Below are 26,086 nucleotides of genomic sequence, written 5' to 3'. Positions count from 1 at the left end.
GGTATAAAGAGGTGGAAGAATCCGGGTTTAAAAGCTTCCAAACAGTAGCAAATAGTATTCGCTTGAACTATCGATCAATTCTAAACTACTTTGTAAACAGAAGTACAAATGCCTCAGCAGAGTCCTTCAATGCCAAAATAAAAGCCTTTAGAGCACAATTTAGAGGTGTGAAGAATACTGAATTTTTCCTATTTAGACTATCCAGAATTTTTGCGTAGTCCCCAACTTTTAGGAATGATCCGTATGGATATTAAACTCCAAAACATTGTAGGTCTGCCCGTCAATTTGCATTTTGGCTAAAAAACTACTCATTGCTTTTTAAGTATAAAAAATTGACAACCTGATATTTTGGGGTAAAAATATCAATTTCATAGGAAAGGGGATTGTAAATATAAGGAAAAATTTATGTAAGAAAAAACAGAAGTCAGTCACTTCCCCCAAAGACTAAATCTTAATACGTAGAATGTGTAGAAAATATTTAGGAAAGGGCTAGAACTCTCATCCGCTTGCCACCCCTGTTTTATGTGAAATCGTTATACGGATAAAGAAGAATGAATTTATATTTTCTCCTTTATCAACTGTTCCAGGTATTTTACCTTGTCTTTTTCAGCTTTAAGCAACTCCTTGTAAAGTCTTTTATTTTCTTCAACCACTTCCATGAGCTTGTCTAATGGATTAAAAGTGCAACCATAATTTACTGCCGAAGAATTATCAACATGATATGTATTTCCTATTATATTTAAAGCCTTATCTTCTGAAAAATTTTCAATAGCCTCTTTAGTCACTCCCAATGCCTGGGCTACTTCTTTTAGTTTTTTGTTTTCCACGGTTTCGCTTTGTTCTATACGAGATAAGGTTTACTGGCTAATACCAAGTCGTTCAGCCAAATCTAATTGCTTGATGCCTTTTAACTCACGGATACGGCCGATTTTTCTGCCAATATGATTTTTTTCTGCTGTGTTCATACTTCCAAAGATAACAAATCTTTCCCAAATTTTTATGTGTACCGTACCCATTTTCGTGAGTAAAATACAACAGCTTGTTGGTATAATACAACGTGCTTGGGTACGGTACGCAAGAAAGGCTCCTTTCCTTTATATACGTTAACCGCAAAACGTAACGAAATGGACAGAATACAATTCAGGAACGCTAAACTTTCCTTTTTAAAGAAGAAGGAAATATTGAATCCATTTATTGTACTGAAAGAAACATTTAAGAAATACGCGTCATGCGAGCCCGTACAAGATGAGTTTTGGGAATTGGTTACGGTGGCTTTCCGGAAAAATTATTGGATGAGGTATCAATCGCCGAAAGTCATTTACCTGAAATACCTGAAAATGGTACGCCTTTATGAAGCGGCTTTCCTGATCGCAAAAATACGCCCGTCCTATATGGTAAAACATCATGCTGTTATAGAAAACAGGCACTTCGAAGTTAAACCGGGGAGTTTATCATTCCCAAAGGCTGTTACTTCATTAGAGGGAGCCTATACGGAATTATTGTTGCTTATTGATAAGATACGAGCGGGTTCCATCCGGTTTGATTTGATGAACCTTTTATATCACGGACTGGAACCGACAGTTTATAAATATACCGATCTCTTGAGCGAAGCTGTTTACGATGCTTACAGGAATTTTAGCAGCTTAATCCTGTCCTTATTTACGATCTATCAATCTGGGCGAAACCTAAAGCTCACCAAATCAGATAAAAAAATATTAAGGAAGAGTGCGGATGAAGCACTCGATTCGGATCGTCCCCAGTTCCTATATCATTACCCCTTCGTTGGGGTCTATGAGGATTACACAGCTTCTGATTTATATCATGCTTTAAACTATTTGGGAAAGATCTCTTCCTGCACTTCCTATTGGAACAGAAACGGCAATCCGGGAAATGTGGTTTACTATTTCGATGAACTGCTATTCTTATTGGAAGCCTTTTGGGACTATTCCAGGAAAATCAAACCCAAAGCGAGAAAGGCTGAATGGAAAATCCCTGAACAAACTATTGCGAATATCAGGTATTTGCCCACGGATCAATTGAAATCTCCCATTTCTTACTTAGATAAAGAAATCAAAAGCAAACCGCTGCATATTTGGCGTCACCAACTTGAATCATGGAAGTTGGATGCTTTGGGCGGCATTCGGTTCAATCCTTCCAAGTATGATGAGCTAAGAAAACTCCTGTTTTCTTTAGCGGAATTTGCCAGCCTATTGGAATATGACCCTAAAAACACGGTTGGTGAATAAGTTATTCTTTAACCAATGCACATGCTTTTCGAGAGATCAATATTAAATGCTAAAAACTACCTATATCATTAAAAAGATTAACCAATTAAATCTGAAATTATGGAAAACGCTTATTTAAAAAATCCGGAGGATAAATGGGATACCCAATGGTTTTTATTGGATGGGGGGATTTTCGAATCTTTCCGGTACGATACTTTTGAATCATTTAATGATAAACTCTGGCAATTGGTGGTGGCGCTGACTTCAAATAGGGATAGAAGCGCCGAGGAAAAACAACAACTGGTAAGGACATTAGATAGCGTCGTATTGATGGTAAAGGGATGCCATTACTTTCTGCACCATAAAAAACGCTTAAAATTCAAAGAAGACTGGATCGACATCAAATGGTGTAAAAATCCATATCGGTGCTTAAAAAAATACCGTTCAAGGGAAGACCAAAAACTGAATCATCATTTGGCACATTTCCAGGAGCCGTTTTCGATGCTTTCCCGGGAAGAAGCTCAGAATTTCACAGTAGCTTTTAAGAATTTTTTTGCTGAAATGGACTTGTGTTCATGGCTTGATCTGCTGGACGATTGGAAATCCTATTTGCAGCATGGTGAAAGCCTATTTGAGCTTATGGATTATGCTCCTTTGAAGACTTATGAAAAACTAAGGACGCTGTATGAGGCCTGTATAATCAGCTATCATTGGGCTGAGATTAATTATCCGCCGCCCAATCACCATTTGATTGTGGATTACCTGTCATCAGAATATGTAGATGGCTATGACAGTGCCAGTCCTTTCGACATGGCCGGAAGTGTTTTTCATGAGAAAAATTACGTCGATATCCGCTAGGACATCCTGGATCTGTATCCCTTATGCCCCTGTAAAAAGAAACAGCTCAAGATAGAGGCAAACGATCTCCGGCTTACGCTAAGGTGGCTACTGGAAACAGGATGGTTGTTTTTGCAAACGGACTATTTCCCGGAAGACTGGCTGGACCCGGACAGCATACACGCTTTGCATTGCCCGGTTCCGGAAGTGGAATTGGAATACCACTGGATGCCAGAAAGTTTAGATTTCAAGGAACGAAAAAATCTCCGGAAGACCTTATCCAGGTTGTATTACCTTATAGACGTGCGGGAAGAAATACACACTGTGGAAAGCAGGGTCATCCATCACTATTGTACAGATTCGCCGGAGGTGGAAATGGATGAATACGATTTAAAAACCCGTAACCGACTCCTGAAAACGCTGGATATACTAACCTTAATTGTTCTGGATTTACGAGAACAGCGAACCAAGCCTGACGGTATATGTTATCCCCCGAGTCCTGAAGATGCGGCAGCACGAAAGGTCGAGGACACAAGTGTAAACGACGAAACGTCATCATAAATAGTTTTATTATGGACAGCATGAAGAACAACCCGGATGTCAAAGTGGTTATTGATGCTTTGACGACCAAATTCAACATCGAGCAGATTTACCTTAATACCTACGATCAGGAAACTTCACCTTTCGAGCTGGTCATCCTGGTATCGAGTAAATACCTCAAAACGTTGGACGATCTGGTTCCAAGGATCATTTATACCATCAGGGACTACCCGCAGTATAAGGTGATGTGTTACGTAGCCTTTCAGGCCAAGGATAAAATCAGGGAAGGAAACCTGTTCTTGTTTGCATCCTGCCAGCCGCAGAAACTCATTTACAAAAAAGAGGACTCTGAATTTGAGCCGATCCCCAAGGAAATAGATCACACAAAATGCAGGGAATTGGCTATTAGTCTACGTGACCGGGAACAACAGAAGATAGATGAATTTAAAGAAGGGTATTACTTTTTTAAAGAGAAAGAGAACTATGGCCTGGCTTCATTTATGCTGCACCAGTCGGTAGAACTTACCTATCGGTACCTGGAACTTCAGCTTGTTGCCAAAGAACGCCTGACCCACTCTATCCGCGGCCACCATCTGTACCTGAGGAGAATCAGTGCTGCGTATACAGGCGTTTTTGATGAAGAAGACGACAATGATATCCGTTTGCTCCAGGTTCTGGATAACATTTATCGGTCAACGCGCTATGAAAATGATTTCCGGATTGATACCAGTACGTTAAAACAGTTGGAATCAAAGATGGAAACATTACATGCAAAAGCAGCGCAGGTTTTTGAGCATCTAATTTCTTCATTCGAGCAACAGCATGCAGTGGCACCGGTCCCAAACGATCAAAATGACGATTTACCCGACAAAACAAAAAGTATGAAACTGGACGATAACAAATATTTGAAGGAGGCCGTCGAGCAGTTAAAGGATAGTATAAAAACACCTGTTGCGATTTACCTGTTCGGACGTCGTGCACGGTCATTTTTTATAGAAGGTATCAATGACACTGAAACCACCGGCATCCGTGATGACCATTTCGATTTACTCGTGGTTAGTGAAACGGATGTAAGGGCACAGATCATGTGCTTGCATGGTGTACTCAATAAACGTTTAGGGATTTCTTTATTGCTGTTATCCTTTACAAAAGACGATATACAAAAGCAGCTCGACAAGAACAATCCCTACTTTCATCGTGTACTGCAAGAGCGAGGTACTTTACTATATGCGGGATTGGAAATCAACGATTGGTGTTTCCATGAGAACAATGGGTTTCGTACAGAAGAAGAGTTAAAAAAGGACATGATGAAGTGGTATAAACGGGAAACTAACGCCAGTGGATTTTTTAATGGTGGGAAGGCTATTGAAGCTTCAGAGGAAGTAGCCGTTAAAGTGCTTTTATACAACCGGGCTATGGAGCAGGCATCTCTGGGGTTGCTTGAGTTTTTTTACGGTTACACCCCGTACCAGCTAAACCTGAGTCATTTGTGTAACCTGTGCTGTAGCTTCTGGTATTTCCCTAATGATATCTTTCCCAGGTTCACCGAAGAGGACAAAAGGCTTTTTAATGAATTTGTCCATGTACCAAAAGATGTTCTTTACAAAGGATTGTCCTATATCGATTGGGATGAAGCTTTCCGGTATGAAGCGCGATGTGAACGGTTTCTTGAGGAAAGCAGTAAGCTCGTCCGGGAAACTTTTCTGAAGGATAACCAGTCTTTGCAGGACCCTGTGATTGATTAACCTAAAATCCTATTCCTATGAAATTATCCGCACAACAAATCGTCAATAAGTTGATTTCCCTTATGGAAATCAGGATGATCTACCGCTCCGAGGTTCACCGGGGATTTTATTCTAAACCGGTGTTCATTATTTTATTGGACAGCGAACGTACTGCGTTGTCCCCGGAGCTCTTAACTACAGTCGATAAAATATTCCGGGAGGAAACTGATTCCCTGTACCGGGTATTCTCCTTGGAATACACAGCAGAACAATTAAAAGAAGAAAATCTATTTTTTATTAACGGCCTTAGAGAAAAAAAATTGATCTACCGTAAACCTGAAATACCGGGTGATCCTTTCCCCGGGAAAACAATAAATGAGGCCCTTTACAGTCGGGTCAAAGATCGATTAAAAGAGGAGTTCACCAAAACCGATCACTTTTGGGAAGGTGCTATCTTTTGTCTTGAAGACGAAGACCTTCGGCAAGCAGCCCTGATGTTCCATCAACACATGGAACACCTGTTTCGTACCGTCGAACTTTTTATCATGGGCCAAGAGAAGGAAAGCCATAGTATCCGGGAACACCAAAGCTATGTTGGGGATTTTGTAGAGGAACTCGGAAGTGTTTTTCATGCGGAGATTGAAAATGAACAAAAGGTATTAGACCTGCTGGATGAGGTTTTTATTGCTGTACGTGACAGTAATGATTACCATATCAACCAGGATCAAATTGGTGTAATTAAGAGCAAGTCCGAATGGACAGGTCATACCGTACGGGGCGTTATCAACCGCCAATACCATGCTTTTGGGTTTAAGTTCCTGGAGCCATCTGCTATTGTAAATAAACAAGACAATCCACAAAATGATACCAAGGAGGCCGCGGTAGCAACTGAAAAAGATCATCTGTTAGAACAGATTATTGATCTGTTGAAATCAAAAGTGGACCTGCACTCGGTATATCTTATCGGCAGACAGAACAAGATTTCATCCCGGGAAACCTATGTAACTCCCACAGGTGAGGGATATAAACAATCCATAGCTTATACCTTGCTTATGGTGACCCACGACCCTCTGCCAATACCGCTGTTTAAACTCACCGATGATATTTATAATCAACTGCCATGCCGGGTATATATTATTGACTATACGCTTGGAGAGGTACGCTATAAAGTAGATCGGGGCAGTAATTTCCTGGACCGTTTTTTAACGGAAGCCGTATTGCTGTTTGCTGAAGACACTCGCCTGACTTCTTTAAACCGTACGCCTGATTATCACGGAAAAAACTGGAAGCGGATACGCAAAGTCTGGAAAGCCCGGTCTAAGCGGGCAACCTATCTACTTACCATGCTGGTGGATGCGTACCAGGAAATGGACGAGGACCCCGCGGTAAAGATGGGGATTATGCACTATGCGTTGGAACAGATTTGTTTAGGATTGCTGTACGTATTCTGGGAATTTAAACCTGCCCATAATACGCTGTCTTTCCTGTTCCACCTGTGTAGTCATTTTACCGACCTTCCCGATGAAATCTTTTCCGGGGCTTCGCACACCAGACACCATATATACCACCTTTTGTCCAATGCCCACCACGAGATGCGGTTCAGGTCCAAATCCGGTATCACGAATAAGGAAGCTGAAAAAGCCTTTGACCTTTGTAATGATTTTATGGTAGAGGCCCGGAAGATGGCTGAAGCAGAACTGCAACGCTTAAAGCGGTTGCATTGTATAGAAGCTATTGTTTGAAAAAAGTCTTTTCCGATAAAACACAAGAAACCTGAAAAAAATGATCTTATGAATGTCAATGAAAAAAAGCTGATCGACAGCCTGAAACATCATGCTAAAGATTATCGCCCTACCTTAAAGCCACATCCTATATTTAAGGATAAATACCAAGTCTGCTATTTCTATGTTGAGGGTCATGCTGACTTGCTATTGACTGTCCGTGCTTTGATATACTTATGCCAAAAAATCAATAATCCGGAATGTTTTAAGGGCACTCCCTACGATGATAAAAAAAGGTATATCCGGCAGGCCCTTGACATCGCCAACCGCTTAATGCCCGTAGGGGAAGAATCCTTAATGGATCACCTAAACCACTATTACAAGGATGAAAAGCTAAGAGAAGGACTGGAATAGCTATTTTAAATCACAGCATAATGAAGACAAAAAATAACAAATCGCTGAAACAACTGAAAACATCAGCAAAGCATATAGTTGTGTTGATGGCGAAGAAAATGCTGATTAACATTTCTAAAAAAACGTATAAAAGATTGTTAAACCCCTGACTTATCCTGTTCAGGATGTATACAAGATAGGAAAATCCGGGAATTTTTCGTAATTTTATGCTTTATCATTCCGCAGCTAATCCCGACTCCTTTTTCATTCGACAACACAATCTTTGGAAGTTTTTTATTTTCCAAAGTCTTTGAAATAGCTTCTGTAAAAGAAGGTTACAAACCTCTGTGCATTATTGAGGTTTGCAAGATGTCCGGTTGTATTACAACCGATTTTTTGGGCTTTATAGTCTCGAAACTTGACCGCCCTGTTGGCATTATGGTTTTAGGTTTATAAATGATAAATGAAAGTGATGATGAAGGAAAAAGTAAACCGTACCCGGATGGTACATGTTCGTCTGACCCATGACGAATACCAAAAGCTGCAACAACGATTTCAAAAGACCACCTGCCGGAAGTTTAGCGAATACCTCCGGCATTGCCTTTTTGACAAACCGGTGACTACCACCTATCGCAACACCTCCTTGGATGATTTTATGATCGAAATGAGCGCCCTTAAAAAAGAACTCAACCATATCGGCAACAATTACAACCAGGCCGTAAAAAAACTGCATACCCTCTGGCGTATCGAAGAGTTCAGGAAATGGATCACCATGAACGAAAGGGACAAGATCATCCTGTTTGTTAAGATCGATGCGATTGAACATCACCTGAAAAAAATGGCGGAGGTATGGTTGCGGTAATCAAGACAGGGAACTCCATACACCGGGCATTTAACTACAACGAGAACAAGGTCAAAGAAGGTGTGGCCCGCTGTATCGGGCAGGGCAATTACCCGGTAGAGGTAAACCACATGAGTTTAACCATGAAACTTAACCGTTTGCTCCGACAGGTAGAATTAAACCAAAATGTAAAGCGGAACAGCGTCCATATCTCTCTGAATTTTGCTCCTTCCGAAAGTCCTTCCGACGAAAAAATGAAAGCCATCGCCGATACCTATATGGAAAAGATCGGTTTTGGAGAACAGCCCTATTTGGTCTATCGCCATGAAGATGCGGGGCACAGCCACCTCCATATTGTTTCCATAAAAATACGTGCCGATGGCAGCCGGATTGATATGAACAATATCGGGAAAAACCAGTCCGAACAAGCTCGTAAAGCCATCGAAAAAGCATTTGGACTGGTCAAAGCCAAGGCACAAAAACAAGCGGCTTATCAACTACAACCTGTACATGCACAGCGGGTACAATATGGCAAATCCACGACCAAAAGAGCTATCCAAAATGTACTTATAAATGTGCTGGATAAGTATAAATACAGTAGCCTCCCGGAGCTTAATGCCATTTTAAACCAATACAATATCCATGCAGACCGGGGGAAAGAAACTTCCCGGATGTACCGTAATGGTGGATTGGTTTATAAAGTATTGGACACACAAGGAAAGCCCGTTGGCGTTCCCATTAAAGCCAGTTTATTCTACAATAAACCTACTTTAAAATCTTTGGAACAAAAGTTTTCTCAGAACAAACAAAGAAAAGTCAGGCATAAGCTCCGGTTAAAAAACACCATTGACAAGGTTCTATTCCGGCAGGAAAACAAATCTTTAGAAGGATTTATAAAAGTCCTGAATAAACAGGGTATCCATACGGTTTTAAGACAAAACGAAGAAGGAAGGATATACGGTATCACCTATGTAGATCACCGGACACAAAGCGTCTTTAACGGCAGTGAGTTGGGAAAACAATACAGTGCCAAAGCCATGCAGGAAAGATTGGGGTTAAGGGAGGTTCCCGAGCCGAATATGCATTCCGCTCGGAAACCGGGGATTGGGTTACAGCCGCAGCACACTGCGGCAGAAACCAAGGACACCATCAAGGACGAAACTCCTGTTATTTCCGAAAAAGAAACGGAAACAGTTTTAGACCTGTTGCTACAACCCGAACAGGTTGTGGATTACCTGCCTTATCATTTAAAAAAGAACAGGACAAAAAAGAAAAAGAAAAGTAAAAAAGGATGATGATTATGAGATAAAGAGGATGTTAAAAAACAAAGTTTGTGACCACGTTTGTTTTTGATTTTAGCCAAGTCTTGTGCTATAAACAGCAGACCAACACGCTCCCGGGACAACGGAAGCGGTTGGCCTTCGGTGCACCCAGGTCAAATAATTTTCCGCATAAACCGCTGTCGCTATTTATAGGAAAATTATTTAAGCATGCCCCTGCTGCGGGGTATCCTCGCAGGGCCAGCGACCTGGGCACATCTGCTGTTTGATGGCGTTGCCGAAAGGATAAGCCGAAGGGCACGCGACCTGTCTAAAACCAAAAAATGAGAATGGATGTATGATATAGAGGATTGTTGAGGATTTTAGGTAAACGGGAAAAATGAAGCGAGAGAATATGAAGAAGATTTCCCCCGAACAAGCGCACAGCATGTTAAAAAAAGAAGGATTGGACATTAGTTTAGAACAAGCGGAAGAAGTATTGGTATTTTTACGAAAAATGGCTAATATCGTAGTATCTAATTATTTAAACCAAAGTAACCATGGGGAAGATAGCTGACTTATATGTACGGGTGAGTACGGACGAACAGGCCGACAAGGGATATTCCCAAAGGGACCAGGAAGAACGTTTGAGAAAGTATTGTGAGATCAACCACATCCATATCCGGGAGGTGATCTATGAAGACCATTCGGCCAAGACCTTTAACCGGCCGGATTGGAAAAGACTGCTTTCACTACTTCGAAAGCACAAAAACAAGGTAGACCTGATCCTTTTTACAAAGTGGGATCGGTTTAGCCGGAATGCCGGGGATGCCTACCAGATGATAAGCACCCTCCGGAGGCTGGGTGTAGAACCCCAGGCTGTGGAACAACCTTTGGACTTGTCTATTCCCGAAAATAAGATGATGCTGGCATTCTATTTAGCTGCCCCGGAAGTAGAGAACGACCGCAGGTCCTTAAACGTATTCTTCGGGATGCGTAGGGCTAAGAAAGAAGGCCGCTATATGGGAACAGCTCCCGTAGGGTATGAAAACAAGACCAGGGAAAACGGCACCAAGTACATAGCCCCCAAAGAACCGGAAGCCTCCCTGATCCGTTGGTGCTTTGAAGAAGTTGGACGAGGCGTCTTTAATACAGCACAGGTCTGGAACATGGCCAAAGAAAAAGGATTTAAACATAGCCGGAGCCGTCTTTGGTGTATCCTGCGCAATCCCGTGTATTTCGGAAAAATATTTATTCCCAAATACCAGGAAGAAGAAAGTCGCCTGGTAGATGGCCTGCATGAAGCCCTGGTTTCCGAAGAACTGTTTTACCGGGTACAGGACGTGCTTGAAGGACGTGGCAGGACATACCGTCCCAAAGTGGTTACCACGGAAGACCTGCCTTTACGTGGCTTTTTGATTTGCCCCAGGTGTGGTAAGCTCCTTACGGGAAGCAAATCCAAAGGACGTAGCAAGTATTATACCTACTACCATTGCCGGAACGGGTGCAGGCATAGGGTCAATGCCACACAAGTCAATAAAGCCTTTGAGAATTACTTAAAAGGCTATATCCCGAAGGAAGAGATCAAAAAGCTATATACGGCCCTGATCGTAGAGGAATACCAGAGACAAACGGAGAACATTTATGGCAAAAGAAAACAAATCCTTAAACAGATCAAGGATTATGAGGGACGTTTATCCTATGCCAGGGATTTATTGTCGACCCGGCAAATCGATCCTTTGGATTACCGGGATATGAAGTCGGATTACGGGGAGGAGATCAGCAGACTCGAAGGCAATTTGGCCAGAATAAGCAACGAAACCGAAGATGTGGAAGGATTGCTTAACGAAGGCATTGACGAGCTGTTAAAACTCAATAATTGCTTTAAACACGGGGGCTGGGAAGAATCCCGGAGCCTGATCGGTTCGATTTACCCTGAAAATCTGACATTTGACGGATTTTCATTTCGAACCGCAAGGGTTAACGATGTAGTAGAGATTATCTATCACATTAACAGCATGTTACCTCCAAACAAAAACGGGACAAAAAAGGATTTTTCCTCTTTGTCCCGTGAAGTGACCTCGGCAGGATTCAAACCTGCAACCTCTTGAGCCGTAATCAAGTGCTCTATTCAGTTAAGCTACGAGGCCTTTTTGCGGGTGCAAATATATTCTTTTTTGGCTTCCGGGCAAAGAAAATCAATGAAAATTATCTCTTCGTTCCGGAACAGTGAAATGTTCCCGGAATAACCCCCGTGCAAAAGAAAGAGAACTCAAAGTGATGGTACAAATTTATGGAATTATACGTAATTTGTGAAAAAAATCAACAAAACCCGGAACATATGAAATTTGGAAAAGTAGATCACCCGGAAACTGTGGACTTTACCTTTCCGGAGGACCACCCGGACACAGCGGTGGTCCTGTCTGAAAATAAAGACAAACAAGCTCCCAAAATATATGTGGGATGTGCCAAATGGAACCGCCAGGACCTGAAAAACTTTTATCCCAGGGGAACCAAGGACGAGCTGGCTTACTATGCCACACAATTCAATGCCATTGAGCTCAATGCTACCTTTTACAGGAATTTTCCCCCGGAACAATTTAGTACCTGGTATGAAAAAGTACCTGCGGGGTTTCGCTTTTTTCCCAAGGTAAACCAGATGGTAAGCCACATGAAACGATTACTCGATTATAAAGGCCCGGTGGAGGAATACCTCGATGGTGTTGTAAACCTGAAGGAAAAGCTGGGCACGGTATTCCTTCAGATGCATAACAATTTTGCCCCGAAAAATTTTGAGAGGGTGGTGAGTTTTATAGAATTCTGGCCTAAAGAAGTCCCCCTGGCTGTGGAGTTCCGGCATACCGATTGGTTCAATGACACCAGGGTAGCCCAGGAGCTCTATCATCTGCTGGAAGAAAACAATGTAGCCAATATTCTGGTAGACACGGCGGGCAGGAGAGACTTAATGCATATGCGGCTCACTAATAACGAGGCTTTTGTAAGGTATGTAGGAGCTAACCATCCCAGCGATTATGACCGCCTGGACGATTGGGTTGACCGCCTGAGGTTATGGGTGGACCAGGGACTGGGACACATTCATTTTTTTGTGCACCAAAACCTGGAAAAAGCATCGCCATTGCTGTCGGCTTACCTTATTGAAAAGCTCAATAAGGAGATCGGATGTGATCTGCCTCTTCCGCACACACTGGCCGACATACAGCAGAAATTGTTTTAGACCGGTTGCCGGTTACCAGTTTTCAATTCATCGGTTACCAACTGGCAACCGAAAGAAATGAGATAAAAATAAGATAAACTATTGCGAAGTATCGCCAGGTATGTTAACTTTGTAGACAGATGTATTGTTATTTGCACGTATGAGCGATATTACAGAAATTGTTGATTCTCTTGAAAATAGGGTGAGCCGGCTGCTTCACAAAATGGAGATTTTAAAGCAGGCAAACCAGAAATTAACACAGAAATTAGCAGATTCCGAGAAGGCGATACAGGAAAAAGAATCTGTGATAACCGACTGGGAAGAAAAGTATAACGCGCTCAAACTGGCAAACACAATGTTGGGCAGTAGTGAAAATAAAACAGAAACTAAGCTGAAAATAAATACTTTAATACGAGAGATAGACAGCTGTATAGCACAACTCTCGGAATAATGTTCTACAATTTATGGACAACAAGCTCAGGATAAAATTATCTATTGCAGACCGCGTGTATCCTTTAACTATAGATCCCACGCAGGAAGAAGGGTTGCGCAAGGCTGCAAAAAAAATAGAAGAGCTTGTAAAGCAGTTCGAACAAAATTATGCCGTAAGGGATAAACAGGACGTTCTGGCCATGTGTGCCTTGCAATTTGCTTCGCAGGTAGAGCAGAAAAGTATAGATAAGGAAAGGTCCGGCGAAGAAGTTAAGGAACGTTTGGAAGCGCTCAATGACCTTTTACAGGCCAAACTTAGTTCATAAACAAGTTCTTTAAATAAGATAGAGGTACTGCCTACATTGGTATTATTGTTTGATAAACTCAACGCTATTCAATTAAAAAGGGTGAGTCTCGATTGTAAAAGCATGCCGTTCCCGGCCTTTGGCCGGAGATAACGGATCCTTGAGCAGTTGGTTAGCCCTAAACTTGTCTTTTGGAGTTTATACAGAACCCATGCCGATGTAGGCTTTTTTTTTAAATAAAAACAAAGATGGATACAACTATGATTATTGTTGCAGGTATAATTGGCGTAGCCCTGGGGCTTGTGATCGCCAAGCTAATGGAAAAGAAAAACGCGTCTAAGATATTGGCAAATGCCAAAAGAGAAGCAGCATCTGTTGTCAAGGAGGCCAAAGCTGAAGGAGAAAGTATCAAAAAAGACAAAATATTCCAGGCCAAGGAAAAATTCCTGGAATTAAAAGCAGAACACGAAAAGGTCATTGTGGCCAAAGACAAAAAGATTGCCGAAATAGAAAAACGGACCAAGGATAAGGAAGCCCAGGCAAACAGTGAACTCTCCAAAAACAAGAAACTTACCGAAGAGCTGGAAACAAAGGCCAGGGACTATGAATACCGCATGGAGATCCTCGAAAAGAAGCAGGCCGAGGTAGAAAAACTGCATAAAAGCCAGGTAAAACAACTGGAAATCATCTCCGGACTGCCTGCTGAAGAAGCTAAAAGCCAACTGATCGAATCTCTCAGGGCCGATGCCAAAAGTGATGCCATGAGCTATGTACAGAATACGCTCGAAGAGGCAAAACTTACCGCCCAGCAGGAAGCGAAGAAAGTTATTATAAACACCATACAACGTATAGGAACGGAAGAGGCCGTAGAAAACTGTGTCTCTGTGTTCAATCTCGAGTCTGATGATATCAAAGGAAGGATCATCGGACGGGAAGGAAGGAATATCCGGGCACTGGAATCTGCCACCGGGGTAGAGATCATTGTAGATGACACTCCCGAAGCCATTATTTTATCGTGTTTCGATGCAGTGAGAAGGGAAATTGCCCGCCTGTCCCTGCATAAGCTGGTAACCGACGGAAGGATACACCCGGCTCGTATTGAAGAAGTGGTACAAAAAACCACAAAACAAATAGAAGAAGAGATCATAGAAGTAGGGAAGAGGACGATCATAGACCTCGGTATTCACGGCCTGCATCCCGAACTGATAAAAATGGTAGGGAGAATGAAATATCGTTCTTCCTACGGACAGAACCTGTTGCAGCACTCCCGTGAGGTAGCCAAGTTATGCGGAGTAATGGCGGCAGAACTAGGGTTGAACCCGAAACTGGCCAAACGCGCCGGATTGCTCCACGATATAGGAAAAGTGCCGGAATCTGAAACCGAAATGCCCCACGCTATTCTCGGGATGGAGTGGGCTGAAAAATACGGGGAAAAACCCGATGTCTGCAATGCTATCGGAGCTCACCACGACGAGGTAGAGATGAAATCACTCATAGCCCCTATTGTACAGGTTTGCGATGCCATAAGCGGAGCCAGGCCGGGAGCCAGGCGGCAGGTGTTGGATTCTTATATCCAGCGACTCAAGGACCTGGAAGATATAGCCTTTGGTTTTAACGGTGTTAAAAAGGCCTATGCCATCCAGGCCGGAAGGGAACTCCGGGTTATTGTGGAGAGCGAAAGGGTCAATGACGACAAGGCAGCCGAACTGTCTTTTGAAATATCCCAGAAAATACAGACAGACATGACCTATCCCGGACAGGTAAAGGTAACCGTGATCAGGGAAACAAGGTCGGTGAACATCGCCAAATAAAAACGCTCTGAAAATAAATATAAAAGATAGCTTCACATACGGGAAGCTGTCTTTTTTGTTTATAGCCCATTTTTTTAACTAAGAAACTATTTAAATATTTCAGATCTGATATGGAAAAAAGAGTTGTCTTTGATTTTGAAATAGAATTCACCAACGGTGGTGGGATACAAGGACAGGATTTTCGTCTTGATATCGACAGGGACGGAATATCCGACAAGGAGCTTGCCGATTATATTGTTGAGGATATGCAATTACTTATGGTGAAGAAGGTGAATATCCTGAATAAGCACTATATCGAAGAAAAACACAAGAGAACAACTCCCGTCAATGCCCGTAAAGAAGTGTTGATGGATCTGAGCCATACCGTTTTTGACGGGCTTGTCACCTACAAAGGATTACCTGCCCCGGTGATATGTGATTACCTGAGCAGGGAGAATTCACGGAAATTTTACGGAGAGGGCACCGAATTTCAAATAGGAAAAATAGAAATGGTATCCAATACCGGAACCTATATAGATTGTCCTTTTCATCGCTATGAACACGGTAAAGACCTTTCGGAAACCGGGCTTGAAGCCTTTGTAGACCTTGATGGTATTACCATAGACGCTGAAGGAGTAACAGAGGTAGGAGTAGAATTCTTTAGAGGAAAAGAAGTCAGGAACCGGGCGGTATTGGTCCATACCGGCTGGGCAAAACACTGGAATACTGAAAAATATTTTGAGGGCCATCCCTACCTTACCGGGGAAGTTGCGGAATACCTGAAAAATTGTGAAGTAAAACTGGTAGGTATAGACAGTCATAATATAGACAATACCCAAAAGGGCGACCGTCCGGTACATTCAATTCTTTTAGGAGCCGATATTCTTATTGTTGAGCATATGTGTAACCTGGACAAGCTACCGGAAAGCGATTATACCTTTACTGCCGCTCCCCCGAAGTTCAAGGGGGTAGGGACATTTCCCGTAAGGGCTTTCGCCAAATTGAACATATAATACATTTTAAAGGAGCTTCAGTTTTATTCCGCCATTGATCACAAAGCCGTCCAGCGGGGCATAGATATCCTTGAAAACAGGGTCGGAAACGGGGCCTGTGTAGATGCTTCCGAATTTGGTCTGCCGGGTGTCCAGGAGATTTTCAAAGTTGAGAAAAATGGAAAACCTGTCCCAGATCTTTTCGGTCATAATACCACATATCCAGTAGTCCCGCCCCCTGGTACCGTCGTTGAGTGTTTGCGGACTGTAATAATATGCTTCCAGGCCTATTTTTATATTATCTTCCACTTCATACATCAGAACATTGTTGAGGCGGTGTTTGGCCACCAGCGGAAAATCGGTGATGTTTCCGTCATAGTGTTCCCTGACGTCTGCAAAAGTATATCCTATAAAGAGTTTAAAATCGTCATACGCGAGCTTGGTGTTAATTTCTATACCCCTGGTATCCACATAACCGTCGGGCTGCTCAAAAGCGTAGAGACCGTCGGAAACAGGCGATAATATAAGGGGATCGTTCACTTTTGTATAGAAAAAGAGCGTATTGATGTTAAAGGACATACGGTCGGACAGGGGAGTCCTGTAATTCACATCAAAATTTATTCCCGCCGATCTTTCGGCTTCGGTGTTTTCTTCATCTATGGGGAGCACGCCCCTGAAATAAATACGTTCGGCATCTTCGGTAAAGACCGTTGGTGTTTTGTATCCCAGTCCGCCGCCCAGTCGCGAAGTGAGCTTGGGGTTTATTTTGAAGAGCAGGGAGGTCCTGGGTAGCAAAAAGAAGCCGTATTTATTCTGGTAATCGCCCCGAAGCCCGGTTTCCAGGATCACTTTTTCTGACAGGTTCCAGGTGTTCTGTACAAATCCGCCGAAGGTTACATGCGTGTAGTCCACTGCGGTGGTAGTATCTGCTTTATCCTGGTCAAACCGGTCGGTCCACAGGTTGAGGCCTATGATCCAGTCAGCCTTTTTTCCGTTGCGGTGATAGGTGGCTTCGTTAAAAGATGAAAATTGTGTTCCCGAAAAGGAGAACGAAGGGATCTTGAGGCTGCGGTCGTAGTAGCTGAAACTGTTCTTTACGGCTATTCCGGAGAGCGTGTCGATCGTATGTTGTAATTCCAGTTGCGAACTGATCCTGTTCGTTTCGTTCTTTTCAAAAAAGGAGTGTTCCTCGTTGCCTTTGCCCTTGATGTACTTTTCGTCCCCTCCTGTCCGGTCTTCTATGGTGGCGTTGAGCCCGATGCGCAGCGTGGTCCGATCGTTAAAATACAGGAAGAAGTTCGGGTTAAGGGTATAGCGGTCAAACTCCGGGATGGCGGTAAACCCTTCGTCCGAAGGGTCATACGGAGAACCCATATTATAAGCGGCAAAAACGGTAAGCCCGGTTTTTCCGGATCTGCGGGAGTAGAATGCGCTGGCATCCAGCCCGAGTGCGGAGGTTCCGTTCAGAAGAAGGTCCAGTCGTTCTTCTTCTCCCGGTGTTCTTGATACGAGGTTGACCAGCCCGGCAATGGCACCTCCCCCGTAAAGGGTAGAGGAAGAACCTTTAATGACCTCAACCTGTTTCAGGTCGAGCGGGGGGATCTGCAAAAGGCTGAGCCCGCCGGAAAAGCCGGAATAGAGCGGAAAGCCATCTTTCAGTATCTGGGTATATTTACCGTCCAGTCCCTGTATCCGTATACTGGAATTATAGGAGGTGGCAGAGGTCTGCTGCGTTTGTATTCCCGTACTTTCATTGAGCAGCATCCGGATATCCCCTGGTTTCATGTTTCCTTTTTCGGCCAGCTCTTCGCCCGATATGGCCTCTACACGTGTAGGAAGGTCAGCAATGGTACGGCTGGACCGCGTGGCGGTGATCACCACCTCTTCCATGTGTTCCCCTTCCTGCGCGAGGAATATGTTCAGGGGAGCGGAAGATTGCAGGGGAAAGGACAGGGTTTCTTCGTGTTCTTCGAAACCGATATAACTAAAAATAATGACCTGTTTTCCATCGGGGATGTTCCGGAGGGTAACCCGTCCGTTTTCGTCAGCAACGGCCCCCGTGGAAGTTCCTTTGAGATAGGCATTTGCACCGGGGAGTACTTCCTGGTTTTCTGAGTCCCTGATAATGGCAGAAAGTGTATTTTGTGCTTCTGCGGATATGGCATAAAGGCTTAGGGCAAAAACAAAAAGCAGTCTTTGTACTTGCATCCGGATACAAGAAGGCTGGTATTCTGTCATAAGTTTTTTATTTAATAAGACGGGAAAATACCGAAAAAGACGCATTTTTTAGAGTGTATGATGCAAACTTAACTGAAGCTGGCCTTTGTCGATGGCATTGGTAGATTGCCGCATATAGCCTGCCTGAACCTTTAAATTGTCTGTAATGCTGTATCCTACGGCGGTATACAGGCGGTTTCGGTCAAAGATCTCCACGGTGTCCCCGTTGCCGATATCTTTCTGCCCGTTAATGAACAATTCGTTATACAGGGCCAGGTATATTGCTCCTTTATTGAGTGTGACCTGGTTTACCGGAATGTTCAGGAAGAGGTTGTACCGGAAACGCGTCCGGAAATCCTGATTTTCCACCCAGCGTTGTTCAAAACGAAAACGGTGGGTGAGATAGAACCTGTCGGCCAGTTTATGGGGGAGAAGAGCTTCCTGGTAAATACGGCTTTCATCACTGGTATCGTTACTGTCGCCAAACTCGCCGGAAAGGACATAGCCATAACCAAGAGTGAATTTAATATTGGCTTTTTCGGGTTTATAGGTAATTCCGCCCCGGAGGAGCAGTTGTTCGAGGTCGCCCATAATGTCCCAGTTCCGGTACTGGATATCGCCCTGAAATCCAAACCTGCTCTCTTTTAGTGTAGTGTTCCAGAAATACATATACCAGGCTCCTGTCTGGTTTTCATTAATTTGTGCGGATGTAGTGTTGGGCAAAAGGAAATAAGCCGTTAAAATGAGGCAGAAAACGATTTTTTTCATCCGTTCGATGGCATTTAAGATTAGGGTGCCTTCGCTTTTTGTCTGGGAGATTGCGGATAAAGATCGTGTGGTGAGAACAAATCTTTATACCCGCCCCGGGCAAAAGCCGGCACGGTCAGTTTTACTTGTTTTTAAATGATTCATGGAAATGCTTCCGGAAAACCCGGGGAAACGGGGGCAGGCCCTAATCCATTTCCCGGAGTTGTTGGAGTTTTGCCTTCCACAACGCAAGGGCTTCCTTGTGTTTGTCGATATTCTTGTTTACTTCTTTGACTATGGGGTTGGTGTCATCGGCATTGATGAACTGCAGGTTGTTCTCTAACTGCCGGATCTCACCTTTTACTTCATCTATTTTGCGGCGTATAAACACTCTTTCATGGTCAATAAGGTCGTCTTTGTCCGAATTGGCCAGTTGTTCCAGCTTGTTGCCGTATTTTATGAGTTCTATGTCCTGCCTGGCGACATCGAGCTTTTTAAAAAGGGCATCGATGATCTTGTTGAACTTATTCTCAATATTTCGCTTGTAATACGGTACCCGGCCATAGGACCGCCATTCGGAAATGAACTCTTTGACGGTTTCGACGTCGTTTTCGTGCGCTCCGCTAAGTTCAAACTCCTTCAGTTTGTCGAGCAGGGCTTCTTTCTGCTTAAGAGCCTCCATTTCTTCTTTATTGCCTTCATCCTTGTGTTGATGAAGCCTGTCGAAATAATGGTTACAGGCAGCTTTGAACTCGGCCCATATCTTGTCAGAGTATTTGCGGGGAACGTGACCTATTTTTTTCCAGTCGGCCTGGATCTTTTTCATCATTGGTGTTACGGCTTCCCAGTCCTCGCTGTCTTTGTTTTCCTGTGCGATCTTTATGAGCTCCTGCTTTTTGGTCAGGTTTTCGTGCTGATCTTTTTTGAGGTTTTTATAGAATTCGTTTTTATTCCTGTTAAAGGTACGTACGGCAGTTTTAAAGGCTGTCCATATTTCTTCGTTGACCTTACGCGGCACTCTTCCGGCATTGAAAAAGGCTTCCCTGAGCGCTTCTATTTCCCGGATCTGCTTTTGCCACTGGTTGTGCGAAGAAGCCTTGTTTTCGGCAACGGCATTGATCTGCGCTATGATCTCCTGTTTCCTGACCAGGTTCTGTTCATGGATCTGGTCCATGTTCTTAAAGTAGTCCTGCCGCTTTTCGTGGATCACCTTGGTGGCGGCACTGAAGCGGTTCCAGATGTCTTCCCTGTGCTCGCGGTCTACGGGGCCGATATCTTCTTTCCATATCTTGTGCAGGGACTGTAATTCCCGGAAGGCTGTGTTGACATCGGGAATACCGGCGAGTTCCTCTGCCCTGGCTATGAGTTTTTCTTTTTCTTCCAGGTTGTGTTTAAAGTCCAGGTCCCGCAGGTCACGGTTCAGGTCCAGGAAATCGTAGAAGCGCTCCACGTGGTGGTGGTAGGTACGCCAGACATCGTTGTAGCTGATCCTGGGTACAGGCCCGGCCACTTTCCAACGCCCTTGCAGCTCCTTGAAGTGCTTATAGGTGGTGTTGATATTCTCTTCAACGTTGATAAGGCCTTTGAGCTCTTCAATGATTTCCAGGCGTTTGGAGAGGTTGCTTTTAAGGTTTTGTTCCAGGCTTTTGTAATACTGGTTCTTTTTGTCCTTGTACTCGCCGTAGGCCTTGTTGAAATGCATTTTTACGGAAGAGTTGTAACGGAAGTCTATTTCATTGCCGCCGTCATTGAGGAACTCTTCTTTCTTTTCTTCCAGCAACTCCTGGAATTTCAGGTCAAACTCATATTTGATATTGTCAACGTGCTCCTTAATGGCCTGGACTTTTTCATTTTTGAGGAGCTTTTCCAGTTCCGTTACCAGTTTTTCCATGTCCATGGCATGGTAGTCCAGCATCGGGATGACATGCCTTTTGGCATTGTCCTCGTCTTCAGCGTCTTCGGCATTGGATTCGTCTATCTCATTTATGACCTCTGCATCGTTAACTTCAATAGCAGCGGCTGGGGCGGCCTGGTCTGCATTTTTTTCTTCCTGCCCTTCTTCTTCATCCTGGTTTTCAGGTCTTTCGTACCCGTCGGTCTGGGGCTCTTCACGGGAAGCGTTATCGACAATAATGTCTTTGTCTTCCCCTTCCGTCCGACCAGGAGCTGAATTTCCTTCTGCCTGGTGCAGGTCGTTTTCGTTTTGGTCTAACATCTTAAAAATGTTTATGGTTCATCATTACTTTAGAACGTGAAAGATACTAACAACTGTTAAAATAGCAAAACTTTTAAGAGTTTTAGAAGGACCCTGCCATGAAATATATTTTGTATTCCGGGAAAGAAGTGAGGAACGAAATACAAGGCTTATTTTACTTTCGTACAAAAATGCCGGCCGGAGGTATGTGATGCTGCGAAGGGTATTATGCCCCGTCAGCGGGAGAGTTCCATATTTCCCAGGCTTTTTCCGCCTGCAATTGCAGCATTTTAAGGCCGTTACTGATCGTTGCGCCTCTTTGTTTTCCTTCCTTCAGGAATAAGGTTTCGGCAGGATTGTAGATCAGGTCGTACAACAAATGCTTTGGGGTGATATGCTGATAGGGAATATCGGGTTTGTTCTCGGTATTCGGAAAAGTACCCAGTGGTGTACAGTTTACGATAACCAGGTATTCCCCGAGTATGTCTTCGTTCAGGTCTTTGTATGAGAGTTGTCCTTCTGCCGGGCTCCGGGATACGAATGTATGGTCTATGCCCAGTTCTTCAAAGCTGAATGCCACGGCCTTTGAAGCGCCTCCTGTACCCAGGATGAGTGCTTTCCGGTGTTCTTCGTGCAACAGGGGTTGCAGGGAAGCCTGAAAGCCGTAATAGTCGGTATTATATCCGGTAAGATCGTTTCTGCCTACCTTAATGACATTTACAGCCCCGATCTGCTCGGCTTTATTGCTTAGGCCGGAAAGATAAGGGATCACGGCTTCTTTGTAGGGAATGGTGACGTTAAATCCCCGGATGTCCGAACGCTCACGGATTAGGGAAGGGAAATCTTCGATCTTCGGGATGTCAAAGTTTACATAGGAATGGTCAGCCAGCTGCAGTTTTTCAAACTTCTCCCGGAAGTAAACCTGGGAGAAAGAATATGATATGTTTTTTCCGACGAGTCCGAATAAGGGCATGATGTTCAAAGTTTAAAGTTCAACGTTCAAAGTTGCAAGTTGAAGGTAAATAAAGTCAAACCTGCAACTTGCAACTACCTGATCCTCCTGGTCCGTCTTCCGTACCAGTCGAGGGCCAGGACAATGAGAACTCCAAAGATAATAAAAGCTATGGCTATCCAGGTTTCGGAAATTGAAAAATCGGGGATATAACGGCGATAATTCTGTACGATCCCATGGCCTTCGCTGTCGAGAATTAATTGCCCGGCTTCATTTGTCCGGTATATGGTTTCTTTCCAGGGCCATACCACACCCAGGGAACCGGTTATGAAGCCGATAAGAATAGCTGTGGTAATATTTTTGTAGTGTTTGAGTACGTAGTTCAGCAGGTGAGAAATAGTTACCAGCCCGGTGGCAGAACCCAGGGTGAACACCCCGAGGATGATCAGGATATCTATGCGTTCTTCGTTTTGAACGAAAGAGAAATCGCCCCGAAGCACTTCGGCAAAAGTGTCGTACAGGGCATTTACGGAGTCTACGAGAAGGAGCACATAATTGCCCAGAAGAATGAGGATAAAAGAGCCGGAAAGGCCCGGAAGCGTCATTCCGGATACACTGATGATACCGCACAGGAAGATAAAGACCAGGTTGGTATTTTCCCTGGCAGGGCTCAGGAAACTGATGGAAATACCGACGACCAGCCCGATAACAGCGGAAATTACGGTTTTCCTGTTCCAGCAAAACCCTCTTGAAATGTAGTATATGGATCCCATGATCATGCCAAAGAAAGATGCCCATACAAAGAGCTCCTTTTTGGCGATAAAATAGTCGAGTATTTTGGACACGCTGAAATAGCTGACCAGCATACCGAAGATAAGCAGTCCCAGGAACCTGCCGTTAATATAGCGGTAAAAGGAATTGAACCTGCCGTTGATAAAGAGTTTAAAGGCTTTGAGGTTTATTTTCTGAAGCGAGTAGATAAATTCCTCATAAAAGCCGGCCACAAAGGCCACAATGCCACCGGAGACCCCGGGAACCTTATTAGCGGCTCCCATAGCCAGTCCTTTTATCACTAAAAAGACCCTGTCCCGGAGTGTTCTGGCACTATTCATTAATTATTGATGTTTTTAGGTCCGAAGTCAGATGTCCAAAATCCGGAGTTTTATATATAACTTTATTTCTGATCTCCAACTTCTGACTTTTGACCTCTGATTTCTGGCTTATTATAGGCTTTTACAGCTATTTTTTCGAGAAAATAAATGGTTAAGAAACCGGCTACGCCAATGAGGCAGGCCAGGAGCAGTTGGTTGTCTCCTTCGAATTGAAAGGGAGAAATACTGTTTTGCAGTACGGGAACCTGTTCGTTATGGGAGTTGGTCCTCCAGGTGATCGTCTCTTTCCAGGGCCATATTTTATTGAGCGAACCTATCATAAATCCGGTGAGCAGGGCCAGTGTCGTATTTTTATGATTGCTGAACATCCAGTTGAGTACCCCGGAGAACAGTTTCAGTCCCAAAATGGCACCGATACCAAAAACACCCAGTTTAAGAAATGCCTGCCCCAATAGTTGGGTATTAGCCGTGAACAGGCCCTCGCGAAGCTGGTTTATTGTGTTTATTACGATTTCGTACGATCCCATAAGCAACAGGATAAAAGCTCCTGAAACACCAGGGAGGATCATGGCTATGATGGCTATAAAACCCGAAAAGAACAGGTAGAGGTAACTATCGGGAGAGCTCACTGGCTCTGCAATGGTAATATAGTAAGAAACCACGATACCGAGCACCACGGCCGCGATGACCTTTGCTGACCAGCGCGATATCTGTTTTCCGATAAAAAGGATACTGGCGATAACCAGGCCAAAGAAAAAGGCCCATACCACAATAGGATGGTTTTTAAGCAGCCAGCTGATAAACCTGGCCAGGGACAGGATACTTATAGCTATACCCAGGGCAAGGGCCAGCAGGAAATTGCCGTTAACGGCACTCCACATACTCCTGAAGCCTTCTTTTTTCCATTTTTTTAAGGCGGAGAGGTTAACCTGGTGAATGGAACGGATGAGTTCTTCGTAGATCCCGGATATAAATGCGATAGTACCACCCGAAACCCCGGGAACGACGTCGGCGGCTCCCATAGCCATTCCTTTCAGGGTGACGATCAAATAATCCGATAGCCTTCTTTGCATATACTGTTCTTTTCCGAACAAAAATAGGCAAATTTAAATAGAAGCCTTTTTAAAATCTGTTATAATATTCTTAACAGTCTGGCGACCGAAGACGGAGGGGAATAACTCCTTGAGAATGCTGTGTTTCCCGTAATTGTCGGCCAGCGCATTTTTAAGGTGAAAGCGGCCTTTTATGCCGTCTGAAAGGGTGTAATACAATCCGGCAATACGGTATTCGAGCAGGGCTTCGTTCGGATAGAATTCCAGGGCCTGTAACATAATGTGCACGGCACTGTCAAACTCACCTATTTTTATGAGAATGTCGCACCAGGAGGTCCAGGTACTCAGTTCGTAATTACCGAGTTCTATGGTTTTCTGGTAGGAAATATCGGCTTCTTCATACAGGTGGAGTTCTTTGTTGATCTCAGCACACCGTTTCCAGTAGGCGATGTTTTCGCTGTCGATATTCAGCGCTTTATTGATGTAGTATTTGGCCTTCTGGTAGTTGTACTGTTTCAGGTAAAAATCGGTAATGGCTATCCATCCCTTGTCCAGCAGGGGGTCTTCGTGGACTGTTTTGTAGTAGTATTGTTTGGCGATGTTGTCATTTCCCAGTTTTTCGTGGCACTTTCCAATCCTGAGGTAGGCAAATGAAGTGGGATCGTCCAGCCCGAGTGTGAGTTCATAGTTCTCTATGGCCTCGTTATACCGGCCCAGTTTTTCCAGCACTTTTCCTTTTTCGAGGTAAGCGCCTACGAAAGTATCGTCGGAAATAATGGCAAAGTCAAAGGCAGCCAGGGCTTCCTTGAGCATTTTCTTGTGAAAGAACTGTTTCCCCATCTGGTGCCAGCCTATTTCGCTATACGGATTCAGTTCGAGATAAGTGTTCAGGTAGGTAATGGCGCCATCGTGGTCTTCCAGGAAATCGAAACAATAGATAATGTTGTAGAGCGCAGAATAGTCTTGCGGGTCTTCTTCCAGGCATTTGATAAAACAGTCTTTAGCCTCGGAATAATTGTCCAGGAAAAGGTGTTCCATACCGATGAGGGAATAGATATCCGCATGGTCTTCTGCATAAACCAGGGCTTCCTTGAGCAGCTCTATGGCCATAGCGTGGTTGTCTTTCTTGGAATATATGTTGGCACGCTGAATGTATACCTCTTCATTCGAAGTTTCCAGGGCTGCCAGTTCGTCGAGCATACGCTCGGCCGTGTCAAACCTGTTTTCAAAAATGAGGACCTCTATGAGGAGCAATTTCAGATTGGTAGAGGAGGTATGCTGTTCGAGCCCTATTTTTATTGCTTTTTTTGCCAGGGCCACTTTACCCAGATCGAGATAGTGGTGTATGATATCTTCAAAATCATCCGCATCAAAAAAATACACATCGTTGGTCTTGAGCATGGATTCGAATTTCGAAATGGGGAAATTTCGGTTTCCGTCAGAACTAAATGGCATAGGCAATGCTTTTTTAGAATTCCACGTTAATAAATTTAGGGCTTGAAGCCTTTATTTCTATTAGTTGGGCGTTTTTGTTATCAA

The 26,086-nt window shown here is 43.9% G+C and carries 24 protein-coding genes, 1 tRNA gene and 1 other RNA gene; 17 read left to right on the top strand and 9 right to left on the bottom strand.

Going from position 1 to position 26,086, the window contains the following annotated elements; all coding sequences use genetic code 11:
• Positions 1–218 (top strand): transposase (locus tag KN811_RS05660; protein ID WP_247716396.1); only part of this gene is annotated, 218 nt, incomplete at its 5' end.
• A gap of 339 nt (positions 219–557) precedes the next feature.
• Here KN811_RS05660 and KN811_RS05655 read toward each other — a convergent pair.
• Positions 558–827, bottom strand: coding sequence for a hypothetical protein (locus KN811_RS05655; RefSeq protein WP_425596687.1), 270 nt, complete (start codon positions 825–827; stop codon positions 558–560).
• 297 nt (positions 828–1,124) lie between these two features.
• Between KN811_RS05655 and KN811_RS05650 the strand changes: the two genes are divergently transcribed.
• The 10 genes from KN811_RS05650 (at position 1,125) to KN811_RS05605 (ending at position 11,651) form a co-directional block, all read left to right on the top strand.
• Entirely contained in the window at positions 1,125–2,246 is a 1,122-nt protein-coding gene (locus KN811_RS05650) for a hypothetical protein (protein ID WP_187967716.1), read from the top strand.
• Positions 2,247–2,345: 99 nt separating this feature from the next.
• A complete protein-coding gene (locus KN811_RS05645) occupies positions 2,346–3,083 on the top strand; it encodes a hypothetical protein (protein WP_187967717.1) in 738 nt (245 codons plus the stop codon).
• A 111-nt stretch (positions 3,084–3,194) separates the two neighbouring features.
• Positions 3,195–3,623 (top strand): hypothetical protein, encoded by a 429-nt coding sequence (locus tag KN811_RS05640; protein ID WP_187967718.1) that lies wholly within the window; start codon positions 3,195–3,197, stop codon positions 3,621–3,623.
• Between the two features lie 11 nt (positions 3,624–3,634).
• Complete coding sequence (locus KN811_RS05635) at positions 3,635–5,347, top strand: HEPN domain-containing protein (RefSeq protein WP_187967719.1); 1,713 nt, start codon at positions 3,635–3,637, stop codon at positions 5,345–5,347.
• A gap of 17 nt (positions 5,348–5,364) precedes the next feature.
• Complete coding sequence (locus KN811_RS05630) at positions 5,365–7,068, top strand: hypothetical protein (protein ID WP_216334692.1); 1,704 nt, start codon at positions 5,365–5,367, stop codon at positions 7,066–7,068.
• A gap of 48 nt (positions 7,069–7,116) precedes the next feature.
• Positions 7,117–7,461, top strand: coding sequence for a hypothetical protein (locus KN811_RS05625; RefSeq protein WP_187967346.1), 345 nt, complete (start codon positions 7,117–7,119; stop codon positions 7,459–7,461).
• A gap of 451 nt (positions 7,462–7,912) precedes the next feature.
• Positions 7,913–8,302: a plasmid mobilization protein gene (locus KN811_RS05620; RefSeq protein WP_187967345.1), complete on the top strand. Its 390-nt coding sequence runs from the start codon at positions 7,913–7,915 to the stop codon at positions 8,300–8,302.
• Entirely contained in the window at positions 8,290–9,576 is a 1,287-nt protein-coding gene (locus tag KN811_RS05615; protein ID WP_187967344.1) for a relaxase/mobilization nuclease domain-containing protein, read from the top strand. The genes KN811_RS05620 and KN811_RS05615 overlap by 13 nt, the downstream gene beginning before the upstream one ends.
• A 379-nt stretch (positions 9,577–9,955) precedes the next feature.
• Positions 9,956–10,117, top strand: a complete 162-nt coding sequence (locus tag KN811_RS05610) for a hypothetical protein (protein WP_187967343.1) — start codon at positions 9,956–9,958, stop codon at positions 10,115–10,117.
• Positions 10,101–11,651 (top strand): recombinase family protein, encoded by a 1,551-nt coding sequence (locus KN811_RS05605; protein ID WP_187967342.1) that lies wholly within the window; start codon positions 10,101–10,103, stop codon positions 11,649–11,651. Before KN811_RS05610 ends, KN811_RS05605 begins: the two co-directional genes overlap by 17 nt.
• Here the strand turns inward: KN811_RS05605 and KN811_RS05600 are convergent.
• Positions 11,617–11,690: transfer RNA gene (locus tag KN811_RS05600), tRNA-Arg, on the bottom strand. The two genes, KN811_RS05605 and KN811_RS05600, sit on opposite strands and share 35 nt — an antisense overlap.
• 191 nt (positions 11,691–11,881) lie before the next feature.
• Between KN811_RS05600 and KN811_RS05595 the strand changes: the two genes are divergently transcribed.
• The 6 genes from KN811_RS05595 (at position 11,882) to KN811_RS05570 (ending at position 16,294) form a co-directional block, all read left to right on the top strand.
• Positions 11,882–12,775 (top strand): DUF72 domain-containing protein, encoded by an 894-nt coding sequence (locus KN811_RS05595; protein WP_187967341.1) that lies wholly within the window; start codon positions 11,882–11,884, stop codon positions 12,773–12,775.
• 139 nt (positions 12,776–12,914) lie between these two features.
• Positions 12,915–13,205 carry a hypothetical protein gene (locus tag KN811_RS05590; RefSeq protein ID WP_187967340.1) on the top strand — a complete coding sequence of 97 codons (291 nt, stop codon included), beginning with the start codon at positions 12,915–12,917 and terminating at the stop codon, positions 13,203–13,205.
• A 13-nt stretch (positions 13,206–13,218) separates the two neighbouring features.
• On the top strand, positions 13,219–13,512 hold the full coding sequence (locus KN811_RS05585) for a cell division protein ZapA (protein ID WP_187967339.1): 294 nt from the start codon (positions 13,219–13,221) through the stop codon (positions 13,510–13,512).
• 56 nt (positions 13,513–13,568) lie between these two features.
• Positions 13,569–13,691: non-coding RNA, 6S RNA (ssrS, locus tag KN811_RS05580), on the top strand.
• Positions 13,692–13,739: 48 nt separating this feature from the next.
• The gene (gene rny / locus KN811_RS05575) at positions 13,740–15,302 is read left to right on the top strand and encodes a ribonuclease Y (protein ID WP_187967338.1); all 1,563 of its coding nucleotides are present in this window, start codon (positions 13,740–13,742) and stop codon (positions 15,300–15,302) included.
• Positions 15,303–15,412: 110 nt separating this feature from the next.
• Positions 15,413–16,294, top strand: a complete 882-nt coding sequence (locus KN811_RS05570) for a cyclase family protein (RefSeq protein ID WP_187967337.1) — start codon at positions 15,413–15,415, stop codon at positions 16,292–16,294.
• Between the two features lie 6 nt (positions 16,295–16,300).
• Here the strand turns inward: KN811_RS05570 and KN811_RS05565 are convergent, their stop codons facing one another.
• The 7 genes from KN811_RS05565 to KN811_RS05535 all read right to left on the bottom strand — a co-directional run bounded on the left by KN811_RS05565 (position 16,301) and on the right by KN811_RS05535 (position 26,002).
• The gene (locus KN811_RS05565; RefSeq protein WP_425596683.1) at positions 16,301–18,511 is read right to left on the bottom strand and encodes a TonB-dependent receptor; all 2,211 of its coding nucleotides are present in this window, start codon (positions 18,509–18,511) and stop codon (positions 16,301–16,303) included.
• Between the two features lie 48 nt (positions 18,512–18,559).
• A complete protein-coding gene (locus tag KN811_RS05560) occupies positions 18,560–19,258 on the bottom strand; it encodes a DUF2490 domain-containing protein (RefSeq protein ID WP_187967336.1) in 699 nt (232 codons plus the stop codon).
• A gap of 184 nt (positions 19,259–19,442) precedes the next feature.
• Entirely contained in the window at positions 19,443–21,452 is a 2,010-nt protein-coding gene (locus KN811_RS05555) for a DUF349 domain-containing protein (RefSeq protein WP_187967335.1), read from the bottom strand.
• A 205-nt stretch (positions 21,453–21,657) separates the two neighbouring features.
• Positions 21,658–22,404 carry a shikimate dehydrogenase family protein gene (locus KN811_RS05550; RefSeq protein ID WP_187967334.1) on the bottom strand — a complete coding sequence of 249 codons (747 nt, stop codon included), beginning with the start codon at positions 22,402–22,404 and terminating at the stop codon, positions 21,658–21,660.
• A gap of 74 nt (positions 22,405–22,478) precedes the next feature.
• Positions 22,479–23,495, bottom strand: a complete 1,017-nt coding sequence (locus KN811_RS05545; protein ID WP_187967333.1) for a DUF368 domain-containing protein — start codon at positions 23,493–23,495, stop codon at positions 22,479–22,481.
• Between the two features lie 62 nt (positions 23,496–23,557).
• A complete protein-coding gene (locus KN811_RS05540) occupies positions 23,558–24,568 on the bottom strand; it encodes a DUF368 domain-containing protein (protein ID WP_216334691.1) in 1,011 nt (336 codons plus the stop codon).
• A gap of 33 nt (positions 24,569–24,601) precedes the next feature.
• Positions 24,602–26,002, bottom strand: a complete 1,401-nt coding sequence (locus KN811_RS05535; RefSeq protein WP_187964841.1) for a tetratricopeptide repeat protein — start codon at positions 26,000–26,002, stop codon at positions 24,602–24,604.
• Between the last annotated feature and the right edge of the window lie 84 nt (positions 26,003–26,086).

Source organism: Sinomicrobium weinanense (assembly GCF_018863395.1).
Taxonomy (GTDB): Bacteria; Bacteroidota; Bacteroidia; order Flavobacteriales; family Flavobacteriaceae; genus Sinomicrobium; species Sinomicrobium weinanense.
Note: the sequence above shows the minus strand (reverse complement) of the source record. Positions and strands in the feature narration are given on the sequence as shown.